Below are 14,364 nucleotides of genomic sequence, written 5' to 3' on the forward strand. Positions count from 1 at the left end.
GAGTACCTGCAGGTCTAGAACAGCGCGGCGGCGCCGTAGAAGATAAGGACGATGCCGAAGCCAATCGAGGAGATCAGTGCCTGGTTGACGGTCCACGTCCTCAGGGTGGTGGACACGTCCATGCCCATGAGACGGCCAACGAGCCAGAAGCCCGAGTCATTGACGTGGCTGCCAAAGACGGAGCCGGCTGCGGTGGCGAGCGTGATGAGGACCAACTGGATTTCGCTGAAGCCGCCAGCCTCCACGGCAGGCACCATGAGCGCGGCGGCCGTCGTCAGCGCAACGGTGGCCGAGCCTTGCGCCAGACGCAGGGCTACCGCGATGAGGTAGCAGGCCAGGATGACAGGGACGCCGAGGTTAGACATGGAGTCCGCCAGCGCATCACCGATACCGCTGGTGCGCAGCACCCCACCGAACATGCCGCCCGCACCGGTGATGAGGACGACGGAACAGATCGGTCCGAGCGAAGACTCCACGGTCTTCTCAATTGCGCTCTTGCCCTCCCCGCGGCGCAGGCCCAGCACGGCCATCGCTGCAAGAGTAGTAATCAACAGCGCGATGGGTGTTTGGCCCAAGAAGACGAAGAAGCGAACCCACGTGGCGGAAGGATCAACAACACCAGCGGTGCCCAGCGTGGTCAACCCGGTATTGCCGAAGATGAGGACCATGGGGATGAGCAGGATGCCAATTACTGAGGCCGGGGAGGCCGGGCGATCCGGGAGTTCGGCATCGCTGACCAAGGCGCCGGTGATGGCTTCCTCGAGGCGGTAGGGATACTTCTTTCCTAGGTGGAGACCGAAGCGGTAGCTGGAGAGATACCACGTGGGCAGCGCAACGAGGAGGCCAAAAATGAGGATCAGACCGATGTCCGCGCTGAAGAACTCACCGGCGGCAACAGGGCCCGGGTGCGGCGGCACGAAGACATGCATGACGGAGAAAGCGCCGGCGGCGGGGATGCCGTAGGCCAGAACTGGGCCGTCCAGGCGCCTGGCGACGGCAAAGATGACCGGCAGCATAACCATGAGACCCGCGTCGAAGAAGATGGGGAAGCCCATGATGAGGGAGGCCACGCCGAGTGCTAGGGGCGCTTTGTCTTCGCCGAAGAGTTTCACGAGGGCGTCGGCAAGCGTTTTAGCACCGCCGGAAGTTTCTACCAGACGCCCGATCATGGCGCCCAACCCCACCAGCAAGGCTACGGAACCCAACGTTGAGCCGAAGCCGCTCGTCATGGTGGGAACCACACCATCCAGCGGGATGCCAGCGGCCAAGGCGGTGAGCGCGGAGACCGTGACGAGGGTGACGAAGGCGTGCACCTTGAAGTAGATGACGAGGACGAGGATGACGGCGATGGCCGCAACCGCAATCCCTAACAGTGGTCCGGTGCCCAGCGTGGGCTCCCAAGTATCCATGACATTCATGAATGTTGATTTTACTTCTGCAGCCTGCGGTGATCTAGGGGTTACACCCCGAGCGCTGGGCCAACCGTGGCCCAGCTGATGGCCAGCTCGCGCCGGAACAGCCCCCATGTGTGGCGCCCCGCGGGAAGCTCGTAATAGTCAAGGTCTACGCCAGCTGCGGTGGCCTGCTTGGCGTAATAAGAGCTGCACCAATAATCCAAACGCTCGTTGAGACCCAGCGCGGGAAGTGGTGAGTCCTCGATGTCGACGTCAAAATCGGCCGGGCCGCCGCGGGAGACGATGACGAAGGTTTTACGCCCGCGTTGCTGATCGAGGTTGAGAACCGGCGAATGCTGCGCCCACGCCGGATCCCACGGCGCGCCGAAGGAGCGAGCCGGGTCAGTGCCGTAGAACGCAGCACTTGCCCACGCAAAGGACTGCGCGAGAACACCTGTGGTCGAGGGACAACCGGAAAAGGAACCAGCCACTGTAAAGCGCGGATCGAACGTGGCTAGCTCCAATGCGGGGCCGCCGGAGTTGCTTAGACCCGCGATTCCGTCGCGGCCGTTGCCGTGGAACTCGGCGTCGATAAGCTGCGGGAGTTCCTTTGTCAGATAGGTGGCCCACTTGTATTTTCCGTGGGTGTCATGAGGCTGCGCCCAGTCGGACATCATCGATCCATATGCGCCACGCGGGGAAATGACATTGACATGCTTGTCACGGAAGAACTCGGAGGCTCCTCCGCCGTCCCACCACAGTGCGTCCTCGCCACCGCCGGCACCACCCAGTAGGTAGTAGCTCGGGCGGGGCTGCGTGTTCTCCAATCCTCCTGGAGGAAGAATGATGTCGTTGGTGATGACACGGTCCATGGCCGGTGAATAGGCTTTTAGCTCCCACACGTTGTCCTGGACGTGACGCAGTCCGCGCAGTTGTGCCGGGGCTGCCGTCGCCGGTGGGCGCGTAGCGTCCGGTGCCAACACCGGGACTTTCAATTGCTGAAGCACCTGTGCCCAGGCGGCGAAAATGTTGTCGGCGAAGAGTAGAGGTGCCAGCGGTCCCAGGGCGATGGGATCGAGGGCGCTGGAGTGCTGATCGATGTTGGCAGCATCGCTGCTCATCGTATCCAGTGCTTGTGCATGTGCTGTCTGCGCTAGGGCGGGGGACAGGATCAACCCCGCCGAGAGAATGCCCGCAAGTGCGGAGCGAAAGAATTTCATTAGTTCACAATAGCCAACTAACCCTGCGGTGCAGAACTTCCCCGGCGTTAACGAAGGCGGGGGAGGCGGGGAGAACTGCGGGGTAGTTGGTGGAAGCGGATTAAAGGCATAAAGAAACCCCGACCGCTTTCATCAAGCGGTCGGGGTCCTCTCACTCTCTCACTGCCGGACTAAGCGCCGGCGGGCTGTGCACACTCTCTGCAGTGGGCGAGGGGTGTTCCTTAGAACAGGCCCTCAGCCTTCTTGCCGGTGTCCTTCACGGTGATCTCGCGGGAGTCAACGTTCTGGTCGTTGTCGGTGGAGTTGTCGCCCTTCAGGCGGGAAATCTGGGTGACCTCGATGTAGTTCTTCAGGCGGCCTTCCTTGGTGTTGCCGTCGCCGAAGTCCAGGTTGGCAACGCGAGCGGTCTCGCCAGCGTTAATCGGGTTGGCCAGGGTGACCTCGAAGGAGCGGGTCGAGGACTTCTCGTCGAAGCCCAGGTCACGGATGTGAGCGCCGTTGGAGGAACGCGGGGTGATGAGGCGGTCAACGCCCTTCGGGCCCTCAGCGGTCTTCACATCAACGCGGTACTGGACAGCCGGGAAGTCGCCGTAGTAGCGCTCGGAACCGACGTTCTCCAGGCGGAGAGCAACGGTGCCAGCGTAACCAGCGTGCTTAGCGCCGGAGGTGGTCAGAACCGGCTTCAGGTCCAACTTCTGCTTGGCCTCGTCGGTCTTGCCGTTCTCGACGTCCTCCTGGACCTTCTTGTCGGCTTCCTCTTCCTTCTTGCCCTCAGCCTCGGACACGGCCTTCTCCTCCGGAGCGACCTCGTTGTCCTTGATGACCTCAGCGTCAGCCTCCGGGGACTTCTCCTCCTCAACAACCTTCGGGTCGTTGACGTCGGTGGTGTTCTGAGCGTCCTTGTTCGGAGCGTAGGAATCAGCGATGTCGTCGTACAGCTTGACGCGAACCTCGTTCTTCATCGGCTGCATTGCAGACCAGAAGGTCGGGGTGGACCAGGTGCCGTTCGGCTTGCAGTACTGCTGGGTACCGGTCATGTTCAGAACGCGGAAGCCGTAGGTAGCCTCACCGGTGTGGTTCGGCGGAACGTCGTACGGGCCGATGGACTGGCCAGCTTCCCAAGACAGAGAGTAGGAAGCGGAAGCGCCGAGCTTGGTGGCAATCTGGTGGGAGACGCCGAAGGAACCTTCAGCACCCTTGCCGGAGCCCTTGCCGCCCATGTTCATGGAGGTGGTCTCAGTGCGGTCACCGTTGACGGACAGGGTGATGGACTGGGACTTGGACAGGTCCTGCTGCAGCGGGATGTCCTTCTTGGTCTGGTTGGTGGTGGAGATGGTGCCTGCCGGCATGAAGTTATCGGTCACCTTGTAGACCACGGTGCGGTGATCCTCCCACGGGTTGCACACCGGGCGCGGGTTGAGCACGTTGGCCTTCATGTGGTCGGAGCCGTGGGTGGTGTGAACGATAGGCAGCTTTGCGTTCACGGCCGGGGTCTCCGGGTAGGACTCGGTCTGTGTAGCTGCGGAAGCAGCCGGCGCGATGAGGGCGGTGCCTGCGATCGCGAGGCCGGCGATGAGGCCGGCGGTACGACGACGCTGGGTCATTGTTGTTCTCCTGGATGAAAGTTTGGGGCAATGCGGTGACGCACTGTGGTGGCGCTGTGTTCGCGCTGTCATGCCCAGTGCGTGACGTGTTGCAACAATAAGGCCCTTTTCAGGATCGCGCACCCCTTGAATTGTTTATATTTTTAAATACAGAAATACATTTCGATCGGGTGGCCCCCGGGTGAACAATTGACTAAGAAATTTGCGCCGACCTTGGTTTTGTCTAACTAGACCGTATTCTGGGAAAACGTCTCTTTGACCGTTCGTTCACAAACTAAAGAATGACCCCATTAGGGGGAGTGGAATGGTGTTTGTGGGGTCGTGTCACGCGCAATTTCAGCCTCTGTGGTCTAAGGGGTAGAGCCCAACCGGCCCTCGTATGCTTAAGTAATTCTTAAAAACGGCGCGTTAGTCTTCTTCGATCTCTGGGTCTTCCGCGCGTGCCTGTTCGAAGACCTCGGCCGCCGCGCGCAGGTTAATGGTGCCGATGATGAGGCCGACCACGATGTCTGGCCAGGGGCTCGCCCACGCCAGCATCACAAGACCAGCGCCGAGGATAAGAATGTTGGCGGCGACGTCATTGCGCGCGGCCAACCACGCCCCACGCGTGAGCGCACCTCCGTGTCGCAATTGCAGTAGCAATACTGCGCAGAGCAAGTTGATGAGCATGGCGAAAATGGCCGTGCCGGATAGCGTGAGTGGCTCGGGAACGGCGCCGTTGATGATCTTCCATATCGCCATGCCATAGGACGCCACCGCGGGGATCAGGATGAGCCCGGCTAGGCCATAGCTTGCTTTGCGACGCCCCTCCACCGACCAGCGCAGCGCTAAGAGCACGAGCGCGTTGATGAGAAAGTCCTCGAGGAAATCGGCGGCGTCAGCGAAGAGTGAGGCCGAGCCGATGATGCAGGCGACGACGAATTCGACGAAGAAGCCAAAGAGATTCAAGGCAGCGACCCAGGCGACAACCCGCCGGGCGCGTGCGTTCAGGGTGGAGGAGGAGAGATCGTGAGACACGGTACCTGAGCTTAATGGGCTTGAGCGCCGTGTCCCAACTTGTTTTCTTATGAACTGTTTCGGGCTAGTCGACGATGGCGACATCGTCTTCGCGGCGGTGCTTCTCGCCGGCGAAACCGCCGAAGGCTGTGATCAAGGCGGTGACGGCCAAGATGATGATTCCCGGTGTAGAACTGGGGGTCTCATTGGATGCGTTCAATGCGGTGGCGAGGAAGGGTAGCAGCCCCGATACTGCCGACGCGATGTTGGCGGAGATAGCTACGCCGGAATAGCGGACGTTCGCAGGGAAGACCTCCGAGAGGAGGACTCCAGATACGGAATAGGTGATCGTAACTAGCGACAGACCGAGACAGACAGCGAGCGTGAGGAGTACGGGGTTCCCAGTGTCGATCATTGCCCACAGCGGCCACGCCATGATGGCGGTGGCAAGCGCGCCATATCCGATAACGCGACCGGGTCCAATCTTTTCGCCGATGCGGCCGAAGATGATGTTGATGAAGATCTGGCACACGGCGCCGAGGAGGGTGGCATTAACGACAGTTTGCCGCGGGAAGTCCAGCGTGGTCGTAGCGTAGGAGAGGACATAGGTGCTCATGACGAAGAAGCCACCAATGCCGAGGAAGGCCGCCGCGGAAGCAAGGCACAGTTGCGAGAAATGCTCAGTGAAGAGCTCTTTCAGTGAGCCCTGGTGGGCTGCCTCATCTGCTTCTGCCTCCTCTTCAAGGGCCTTGTAAACAGGAGATTCTTCAGCCTTCGTGCGAATCCACAGTGCTACCGCTAGGAAAGGAAAGGCGATGAGGAAAGGCACACGCCAACCCCAGGAACTCACTGTGGCATCGTCCAGCATGAGCACAAGCGCGAAGGCTCCGGAGGAAAGCAGCGTGCCGGCGGGGGAACCGATCTGCACGAAAGCGGCATAGCGACCGCGCTTCTCGGCTGGGGCGTGCTCGATGGCCATGGTTGTAGCGCCGCCCCATTCGCCGCCGACGGCAATGCCCTGAAGCAGGCGCAGGATGACCAATGTGATGGGCGCCCAGATGCCAATGCTGTCAAAAGTGGGAAGCAAGCCGATGACGCCGGTGGCCACGCCGATGACGACGATGGAGATAATGAGGGCCGGTCGGCGGCCCATCCTGTCGCCGATTTGACCGAAAATGACCGCGCCGAGTGGGCGTGCCAGGAAGCCCACTCCGAAGGTGGCGAAGGATGCCAGGGTTGCGCCGGTGCCTGACATTCCCGAGAAGAAGAGATCGTTGAAGACAAGCGCGGCTGCGGTACCGAAGAGGAAGAAGTCGTACCACTCGAGGGCTGTACCGACGAACGCGGAACTGGCGATGCGGAAGACGTCCTTTGACTCGACTTGGATTTCCTCGGCGCCGGATTGGGCCGGGTTGGAAGGGGGTGCGTGGGTAGTCATATCGAAATGCTCCTTATGTGAAACGCATTACCTTTCTGGGAAACATTAGGCGCGCATCACTTCCCGGTGAATGCTCGGAGGCATTTTCTATGCATCGACCCATCAATTGAGAGTGGATCTTGTTCCTCTGCACAAGAGCTATCGCTCGGTCCGGTGTAACGCCAGCAATGCTCGCGCGGCGTCTTTCGGCCGCGTGATGTCGAGTCCCGTGAGTTCCGTGACCTGCCGCAGGCGGTTGAGCACCGTGTTGCGGTGGCAGTGCAGCGCCTCGGCGGAGTCCTTGATGGAGCCGCAATCCAGGTAGGTGGTGATGGTTTGGTAGAGCGGCGCGTTGGCAAGGCGTAGCTCGGTGATGGCTTGCGTGAGCTCCGTGATGCCGCTGGCTGGGAAGTCTGCAATGGCATCGCCGGCGACGGCCCAGAGGGCGTCGGGCGCTTCGGTTAAGTTGTCCAGCGGGCCGGTGGCATCGAAGATGCGCGGCGCTTGCTGCGCCGCCGCGCGAACTCCAGCTAAGCCGATGACGTCGCGGAAAAGTATGCCCGAGATCTCCGTGAGCTCTGCGCCGGTGTCCAGTGTGGGATGCTCGCTGTTCCTTTGGTCTCTAGGCCAGAAGGCAACGAACATCCCACGCGCGCCATGGCCGAAGGCTTCGCCGGAGGAGATGGGTTCGTCGAGAAACGCGCGCATCTCCACCGCAGCGGTGGGGTGGGCCACCGCGACGTCGAAGTGGCAATCTGCATCCAGGTTGAGCGCGCGGGTGATTTCCGCGATGCCGAGCGCACCCAGGGATTCGGTGGCGAAGAGCCTCTCCAAGTGTCGGGCGTGGGCGCGGTGTACGTCGTGCTGACCGCGAGCCTCCTCCAAGCGGTAGGCATCGCGCACCACCAGGTTGTACATCGTCACAACGGAGTGCACCTGCGCCACGTGGTCGATGAGTGCCTCCTGATCCGCGCCGGCGGCCCGGCGCAGGTGTTCCCAGAGGACGGTGAAGTCGAGCTGGATGGCGTCGATCAGCGTGGCTAGCTCCACCCCCTGGTGCGCGCGCCGCCGGCCCAAACTCTGGGCGTGGGTGCGCAGTTCCTCCTCATCCATCGCCCCAACCAGCACGTCCGTGATGCGCGCGAAAACCTCGAAGGCGGTCAGGCGCAGCTCGTCCTCGCTCACCAAGGAATCGCCGTAGCGCCCCGAGCGGGAAAAGGCGGCGAGGAAATCCTCAACCAAGCGGGGGATGGTGCCATGGACCTTCGCGACGATATCGTGCCAGCGCTTCTCGTGCATGTGCACAACGCTACACGTTGGGCGCTGGTGAATTGCCCTCTATGTCGAGATGCGCATCACTGCTGCGTTTAGCATGTGGGGACTAGCACAGCACGCGTCGCGTGTATTTTGTCGGAGAAACAGGAGAACTCAGGAGGACGCATGATCACACGCATCGACAACGCCCACATCCTGACTCAGGATCCGGCGCGGCCGGTGGCGGACTCGGTGGCTTTTGCCAACGGGCGCATCCTTGCGGTGGGGGAGGCCGCCCGCGCCCTGCCCGCCGACGAGACGTGGGATGCCGGCGGGCGCACGCTCACCCCTGGCTTTAACGATGTGCATTCCCACACCGTGTGGTTCGGCCAGACGCTGCTCGAGGTGGATCTTTCCGAGGTCACAACTCCTGATGAGGTCTACGCCGCCGTGCGAGCCGCCGACCCGAACCCCGACGGTTGGGTGGTGGCCTCCGGATTCCGTCCCTCCGGGCTGGATGCCCCGGTGGAGATAGAGCAGCTCGACCACGCTACTGGTGGCGCTCCGCTGTTGATCAAGCACAACTCCGGCCACGCCTACACGGTCAACACCGCGGCCCTGCGCGCGGCGGGCGTCGATCCCACCAACCCACCGAAGGTGGAAGGCGGCGAGTTCGTCCGCGATGCCGATGGGCACTGCACGGGGCTGCTCGATGAAAACGCCATGCGCGCCATCCAAGAGGTGACGCTGCCGGAATCCGGCGAGGAAATCGGCCGTGCCTTGGAGCTGGCCACGCGCCGCTACCTCGAGCGCGGTCTGACCTCCGTCACGGATGCCGGGGTGGCCGGCGGCTGGATCGGGCACAGCCCGCGCGAGATCGCCGCCTATCAAAACGCCACCCTGCACACCCGCATGCAGGTGATGGTGACCATGGACGTGCTCCACGAGATTCCCGGCCACGCCTCCGACGGTCCCGGTTGGGGCCTCGACGGCGGCCTGCGCACCGGTTTCGGCGACGAGTGGCTGCAGGTCGGCCCCGTCAAGATCTTCAGCGATGGCTCCCTGCTCGGCACCACCGCCGCGCTGACCGAGAATTACGCCTGCTGCTCCCACCACGGCTACTTCCAGGGGGATCCTGAGCAGATGCGAACACGTGCGCTGCAGGCGGCGAATTCCGGCTGGTCCTTGGCCATTCACGCCATCGGCGATGCGGCAGTGGATTTTGCGATTGAGACGCTGGAGGAGGCCGTCGACAAGCATGGCGCGCCTGCGATGCCGCACCGCATCGAGCACGGCGGCGTGGTGCGCCCCGACCAGATCGAGCGCCTGCGCGGCCAGCCCATCGTGGTGGTGCCGCAGCCGCTGTTCATCCCGGCTTTCGGTGATGCGATGGCGGACTCCCTTGGCCCGGAGCGCACCGCGTGGAGCTACCCGGGCAAGCGGCTTCTCGACGCCTCCCTCATCCTCCCCGGCAGCTCCGATCAACCCGTGGCGCCCGGTGTGCCGCTGGAGGTCATGCAGGCATTCGTGGAGCGGCGCACTGCCTCGGGCCGGGATTATGGGCCTGAGGATCGTCTGACCCCTGCCGAGGCTCTCTACGCCTACACCGCCGGCTCGGCCGCAGCAACTGGTTGGGCCGGGCGCAAGGGGCAGGTGATGCCTGGGCAGCTGGCGGATTTCGTGCTGCTTTCCCAGGACCCGCTGCACACTGATGACCTTTCCACCATCGACGTGGCCGCCACCATCGTGGGCGGCGAGCTGCGCTACGGAAGCTTTTAAGGAGTAGACATGCGAGCAACCACTAACGAACAATTCCTGGCCGATTTCCAGGCCATGTCCGCCAACGGTGCCACTGCGGGCGGCGGCGTGGAGCGGCAGGCGGCCAGTGAAGGCGATAACCTCAACCGCGCCTGGTTCCATGAGGTCCTGGAGTCCCTCGGGGCGCGCGTTATCTACGACGAGATTGGCAACCAGTACGGACTTTTCGAGCTCGCCCCCGGCGCCGAGTACGTGGGGCTGGGCTCACACCTGGATTCGCAGCCGCTGGCTGGCCGTTTCGACGGTGCCTATGGTGTGCTGGCCGCGGCCCATGCCGCCGGGCGCGTGGCGCAATCGGGAGCCACGGCGCGCTATAACCTGGCGGTCATCAACTGGTTCAACGAGGAGGGCTCGCGCTTTGCGCCGTCTATGATGGGCAGCTCCGTGTTTGTGGGAACGCTGGCGCTTGAGCGCGCCTACTCCGCCACTGACCTTGCCGGCGTCACCGTGGCGCAGGCCCAGGAGGAAGCGGGCTGGTCCCCGCGCGGCGAGGCCCCGAAGCTCGCGGCCTATGCGGAGATTCACGTCGAACAAGGTAAGGAGCTCGAGGCCGCCGGCAACACGATTGGTCTGGTCACCGCCACGTGGGGCGCGAAGAAATTCCAAGCGGTGGTCTCCGGTGAACAGGGTCATACCGGTTCCACTCTGATGGCCGATAGGAAGGATGCGCTCTTCGGCGCCTCGCTCATTATTGCCTCAGTAGAGCGCCTCACCCATGAATTCGAAGAAGGGCAGCTGCAGGCTTCGGTCTCGCAGCTAACACTGGAGCCGAACTCGCCGGTGACCATCGCCCGCGAGGTGCGCTTCAACGTGGACGTGCGCTCGCCGTCCACGGAGGTGTTGGACAAAGCCCAAGCGCGCCTGCAGGAGATAATCGCCGAAGCAGAGGAGGAATCCCGCACCTCGGTAGAGCTCACCCCGACGCACGAGTGGGCGCTCAACCCCTACCCGGCAGCCGGCGTGGCGCTGGCCCGGGAAATAGTGGAGGAGCTGGGGTATACGCACCAAGAGATCTACACGGTGGCCGGCCATGACTCGACCAACCTCAAGGAGGTGGTGCCGACGGTCATGCTCTTCATTCCGTCGGTCGACGGCATCTCACACAACGAAAAGGAGTTCACCACGGAAGAGGACTGCGTGGCCGGTTTGGACGTGTTGACGCACGTGGCGCAGCGCCTCGTGGAAAACGGCTGCGGGGAGGGCTAGGTTCCTCGTGTTATGCCCCTAGCTCGGCCGACGCGCTAGTCCTCATCGCTCCACGGTTCATACCCGAAGGCCTTCATCGCGATTTCGAATCCGCGCTTCATTGCTTTCAGCTCTTCCTCGCTGTGCTCGTAGGTGCGCAGGCGCACCGGGCCGGTGAGGGGGACGTGGAGCAAGAAGTGCTGGCCTTCCTCGGTGATGCTGCACAGGCGGCGGCGAAGATCTTCCGGATCATCATCGATGGAGATAAGCTCATCGCGCACCAAGCGCTTGACCGCCTGCCCGATGGTGGCGGGCTGCCATCCCAACTCCTTGCGCAGCTGCAGGATGGGGATGGGGCTCTTCTTATCGATGAGCCGGAGAAGCGAAAGATGGGAGCCGGTGATCCCGTATTCGCGGCGCGCTTCCGTATCGAACCGCGCGCGGGCGCGCTCGAAGCGGCGATATTCCGCAATGGTCTCATCGATTAGCTCATTTTTGCTCACGCGATCCAGCGTAAGAGTTGAGGACTCGCGTCCGCAAATGTTTACGTTGACAACCCTAACCAAAGGTGGAGGGATCGATGGGCCGTTGCGAGCGAGGGAGTTTCTCCACCACGAGGCGGTACGAGTCCGTCACGAGTTCGGCCAGCAGCTGCGGGGTGAGCTTGGCGTCGGGATACACGGAAACCCAATGGCGCTTATTCATGTGGTAGCCAGGTGCGATGAAGGAATACTCTCTGCGCAGCGCTTCGCCATCGAGGGGCTCGACCTTGAGGATGGCTTGCTGGGAACCAGTCACGGCGGTGAGAAGTAGGAAGACCTTGCCGCGTACCTTAAAGACGTCCCAGTCCGGCCCGAAGGGGTGTGTCAGCGTGGCGCCGGGAAGCTCCGCAGCGCGTGCGGTGGCGCAGGCATGGAGGTCTAGGGCAGCGGTGCTCATGAGGTCCACACTAGGTGAAAACACCGTTGGGCCCCTTTTTCGATTTCTCGAAGAAAGGGGCCCAACGGCGTCTCTATCAAGTCCCTCCGTGTATCGGCCACTGGCCGCCCTCTGGAGGGTGAGGGGTTCTCTCTCTCGCATGCGCTCTCTCAAACGCACAAGAATGAGTATGGCGGGCGACGCTGGATTCACCATGTGGTCTCCCTGGCAGTTTTCTACTAGTCAAAACCGCCGCTAATCAAAGCGCGCGGGCCGCTTCTCCAGGAAAGCCATGACGCCTTCCTTGTGGCCTGCCGAATCCATCTGTGCGTACTGCGTGGGCTCCTCCCAGGCGAGCTGCTCATCGAGCTGTCCAAGCGCAGTGCGGTTGATGGCTTCCTTGGCCTTGGCCAGGGCGTCACGTGGCGCGATATGCAGGCGTTGGACTAGCTGCAGCGCGGCCTCGAGGGCTTGGCCCTGGGGCGCGCGCTTGGCGACGATCCCAGCCGCCTCCGCTTCGGCGACGCCGAGCTTGTCCTGCAGCAGTGCCAAGGCAAGAGCGCGGTGGCGCCCCACGGAGGCGAGCGCGGTGAGGCTGACACCGCCGTCGGGGATGAGACCAATTTTGCCGAAGGGCAGCGTGAAGTAAGATTGCTCGCCGGCCACGATGAGATCGCAGGCGAAGGCCAGCGATGCCCCAGCGCCGGCGGCTGCGCCTTCGACCGCAGTGATGACGGGAATCTCGGCGGCCTGGATTTCGGTGACGAGCGCGTTGAGCTGAGGCAGCATCGTCGACTCAGCCGGGTTGGGGGTCTCGCCTGACTGCTGCGCTGCAGCCGCAGCCTGTGCCGCCGCCACGATGTCCGCGCCCGCGCAGAAGGCGGTCTCATCACCAGTGATGATGAGGGCGCGGATGGAGGGGTCTTGGGAGGCGTCGGCAAGCGCGGCCGAAAGTGCTTCGCAGTGTTCCTTGGCAATGGCGTTGCGCCGCGCGGAGTTGTTGATTTGGGCGATAAGGGCGGAGCCTTCGCGGCGGGTGAGGATGGCGTCGGTCATGGTTAGTCCTTAACGAGTTCGGTGAGGGAGGAAATGATGCGCTGGGCATCGGCGGAAATGCGGGAGACGATCTCGGAGCACGGGGCGACGTCGTGGATAAGCCCCTGCGAGGTACCACAGGTCCACACGCCCGCATCCAAGTCACCGGTCTCGTAGACCGCGCGGCCGCGCTTGCCGGCAACGAGGTGGCGGATATCGCCGAACTCCGCGCCTTGAGCGAGGCGCTCGGCTACCTCATCGCTCACGGCATTCTTGGCCACGCGGGTGGAATTGCGCAGCTCCCGGAGGATGAGCTGGGTATCCAGCTCGGAGCGCTCCACGATGGCCTGCTTGACGTTCTCGTGCACCGGCGCCTCTGCGGAGGCTACGAAGCGGGTGCCCATGTTGATGCCCTCGGCGCCCAAAGCGAGCGCGGCGGCCAGGCCGCGGCCATCCGCGAAACCGCCCGAGGCGATGATGGGGATATCGAGTTGATCCGCGGCGGCGGGGATGAGGACTAGGCCCGGGATGTCATCCTCGCCAGGGTGGCCAGCGCATTCGAAGCCATCGATGCTGACGATGTCCACGCCTACCTTTTGCGCGCTGAGCGCGTGGCGCACGGAGGTGCACTTGTGGATGACGGTGATACCCGCGTCCTTGAAGGCCGGCATGTGCTCCTTGGGATTGTTGCCGGCGGTTTCGGCGATCTTTACGCCTTCTTCGATGATGACGTCGCGGTACTCCGCATAGGGCGGCGGGGTAATCGCCGGCAGCATGGTGAGGTTGACGCCGAAGGGCTTGTCTGTGAGCTCGCGGGTGCGGCGGATCTCGTGGCGGAGATCCTCCGGGGTGGGCTGGGTGAGCGCGGTGACGACGCCGAGGCCGCCGGCGTTGGATACAGCGGCGGCGAGCTCGGCGCGGCCGACCCACTGCATGCCGCCTTGGATGATTGGGTGAGTGATGCCGAGCATCTCGGTGACGCGGGTGGAAATCATGAGGGTGGTGCTCCTTTGTGAGTGACTAGCAATTGGAGAGAAGCGGATGGAAGTTTTGGGCGATAGGCAGTGAATGGCTATTCGGAGAAATGAGCGCGCAGGCGCTCGGTGAGGTCCTCGGGGAGGGGGATGGGGCGGCGCGCGGAGACGTCGATAAGCACCAGCGTCGCCGTGGCGAACACGCACGAGGTGCCGTCCTGGATGAGTTCGTGGGCGACCTGGTAGGAGGTGTTGCCGATGCGGGAAATCCAGACCCGCGCCTCGATGGAATCGGTGTAGGTGAGCTCGGCCTCGTACTGCACTTCGAGGGATCGCACCACGTGAGCGTAGGTATCGGTGGCGACGGGTCCGGTCAGTGCGGCGGCTGCGCGGACGCGGGCCTCCTCGAGGAGGGTGACTATCGTGGCGTTGTTGACGTGGGCGTTCGCGTCCTGGTCGGACCACCGCAAAGCGAGGGGCACCGGGATGGCGTTGGCGGGCGCGCGCATTGTTCCTCCTTGGGGGAGCGGGTAGAGTGATGCGTATTAC

13 protein-coding genes are annotated in these 14,364 nt (G+C 63.1%); 2 read left to right on the plus strand and 11 right to left on the minus strand.

Annotated features, from left to right (window positions below):
* Positions 1–14: 14 nt before the first annotated feature.
* From R3O64_RS03125 to R3O64_RS03150, 6 genes are all read right to left on the minus strand, one after another.
* Positions 15–1,409 (minus strand): GntP family permease, encoded by a 1,395-nt coding sequence (locus R3O64_RS03125; protein WP_070523571.1) that lies wholly within the window; start codon positions 1,407–1,409, stop codon positions 15–17.
* 50 nt (positions 1,410–1,459) lie between these two features.
* Complete coding sequence (locus tag R3O64_RS03130; RefSeq protein ID WP_339017277.1) at positions 1,460–2,614, minus strand: alpha/beta hydrolase family protein; 1,155 nt, start codon at positions 2,612–2,614, stop codon at positions 1,460–1,462.
* A 221-nt stretch (positions 2,615–2,835) separates the two neighbouring features.
* The gene (locus R3O64_RS03135) at positions 2,836–4,218 is read right to left on the minus strand and encodes a hypothetical protein (RefSeq protein ID WP_339017278.1); all 1,383 of its coding nucleotides are present in this window, start codon (positions 4,216–4,218) and stop codon (positions 2,836–2,838) included.
* A gap of 408 nt (positions 4,219–4,626) precedes the next feature.
* Entirely contained in the window at positions 4,627–5,235 is a 609-nt protein-coding gene (locus tag R3O64_RS03140) for a cation transporter (RefSeq protein ID WP_319803307.1), read from the minus strand.
* A 64-nt stretch (positions 5,236–5,299) separates the two neighbouring features.
* Positions 5,300–6,652 (minus strand): MFS transporter, encoded by a 1,353-nt coding sequence (locus tag R3O64_RS03145; protein ID WP_339017279.1) that lies wholly within the window; start codon positions 6,650–6,652, stop codon positions 5,300–5,302.
* A gap of 138 nt (positions 6,653–6,790) precedes the next feature.
* Positions 6,791–7,930 carry a helix-turn-helix domain-containing protein gene (locus R3O64_RS03150; RefSeq protein WP_284847349.1) on the minus strand — a complete coding sequence of 380 codons (1,140 nt, stop codon included), beginning with the start codon at positions 7,928–7,930 and terminating at the stop codon, positions 6,791–6,793.
* A gap of 141 nt (positions 7,931–8,071) precedes the next feature.
* Here R3O64_RS03150 and R3O64_RS03155 point away from each other — a divergent pair, with 141 nt between their 5' ends.
* Complete coding sequence (locus tag R3O64_RS03155) at positions 8,072–9,664, plus strand: amidohydrolase (RefSeq protein ID WP_070597228.1); 1,593 nt, start codon at positions 8,072–8,074, stop codon at positions 9,662–9,664.
* 9 nt (positions 9,665–9,673) lie between these two features.
* Entirely contained in the window at positions 9,674–10,909 is a 1,236-nt protein-coding gene (locus tag R3O64_RS03160; RefSeq protein ID WP_070597230.1) for a M20 family metallo-hydrolase, read from the plus strand.
* A 35-nt stretch (positions 10,910–10,944) separates the two neighbouring features.
* Here R3O64_RS03160 and R3O64_RS03165 read toward each other — a convergent pair whose 3' ends face one another.
* The 5 genes from R3O64_RS03165 to R3O64_RS03185 all read right to left on the minus strand — a co-directional run bounded on the left by R3O64_RS03165 (position 10,945) and on the right by R3O64_RS03185 (position 14,324).
* Positions 10,945–11,391 (minus strand): MarR family winged helix-turn-helix transcriptional regulator, encoded by a 447-nt coding sequence (locus R3O64_RS03165; protein WP_070523402.1) that lies wholly within the window; start codon positions 11,389–11,391, stop codon positions 10,945–10,947.
* A 55-nt stretch (positions 11,392–11,446) separates the two neighbouring features.
* Positions 11,447–11,827, minus strand: a complete 381-nt coding sequence (locus R3O64_RS03170) for an MmcQ/YjbR family DNA-binding protein (RefSeq protein ID WP_209167619.1) — start codon at positions 11,825–11,827, stop codon at positions 11,447–11,449.
* A gap of 234 nt (positions 11,828–12,061) precedes the next feature.
* On the minus strand, positions 12,062–12,862 hold the full coding sequence (locus R3O64_RS03175) for an enoyl-CoA hydratase-related protein (protein WP_339017280.1): 801 nt from the start codon (positions 12,860–12,862) through the stop codon (positions 12,062–12,064).
* A gap of 2 nt (positions 12,863–12,864) precedes the next feature.
* A complete protein-coding gene (locus R3O64_RS03180; RefSeq protein ID WP_070523392.1) occupies positions 12,865–13,836 on the minus strand; it encodes an NAD(P)H-dependent flavin oxidoreductase in 972 nt (323 codons plus the stop codon).
* 77 nt (positions 13,837–13,913) lie between these two features.
* Positions 13,914–14,324 carry an acyl-CoA thioesterase gene (locus R3O64_RS03185; protein WP_070523388.1) on the minus strand — a complete coding sequence of 137 codons (411 nt, stop codon included), beginning with the start codon at positions 14,322–14,324 and terminating at the stop codon, positions 13,914–13,916.
* Positions 14,325–14,364: the final 40 nt, after the last annotated feature.

Origin of the sequence: Corynebacterium hesseae, from assembly GCF_037850265.1 — a bacterium.
In the GTDB taxonomy this organism is placed as follows: domain Bacteria; phylum Actinomycetota; class Actinomycetes; order Mycobacteriales; family Mycobacteriaceae; genus Corynebacterium; species Corynebacterium hesseae.

Coding starts and splice junctions, on each gene's coding strand:
- R3O64_RS03125 (WP_070523571.1), bottom strand. CDS start 1,409: ATGGATACTTGGGAGCCCACGCTGGGCACCGGACCACTGTTAGGGATT.
- R3O64_RS03130 (WP_339017277.1), bottom strand. CDS start 2,614: ATGAAATTCTTTCGCTCCGCACTTGCGGGCATTCTCTCGGCGGGGTTG.
- R3O64_RS03135 (WP_339017278.1), bottom strand. CDS start 4,218: ATGACCCAGCGTCGTCGTACCGCCGGCCTCATCGCCGGCCTCGCGATC.
- R3O64_RS03145 (WP_339017279.1), bottom strand. CDS start 6,652: ATGACTACCCACGCACCCCCTTCCAACCCGGCCCAATCCGGCGCCGAG.
- R3O64_RS03150 (WP_284847349.1), bottom strand. CDS start 7,930: ATGCACGAGAAGCGCTGGCACGATATCGTCGCGAAGGTCCATGGCACC.
- R3O64_RS03155 (WP_070597228.1), top strand. CDS start 8,072: ATGATCACACGCATCGACAACGCCCACATCCTGACTCAGGATCCGGCG.
- R3O64_RS03160 (WP_070597230.1), top strand. CDS start 9,674: ATGCGAGCAACCACTAACGAACAATTCCTGGCCGATTTCCAGGCCATG.
- R3O64_RS03170 (WP_209167619.1), bottom strand. CDS start 11,827: ATGAGCACCGCTGCCCTAGACCTCCATGCCTGCGCCACCGCACGCGCT.
- R3O64_RS03175 (WP_339017280.1), bottom strand. CDS start 12,862: ATGACCGACGCCATCCTCACCCGCCGCGAAGGCTCCGCCCTTATCGCC.
- R3O64_RS03180 (WP_070523392.1), bottom strand. CDS start 13,836: ATGATTTCCACCCGCGTCACCGAGATGCTCGGCATCACTCACCCAATC.
- R3O64_RS03185 (WP_070523388.1), bottom strand. CDS start 14,324: ATGCGCGCGCCCGCCAACGCCATCCCGGTGCCCCTCGCTTTGCGGTGG.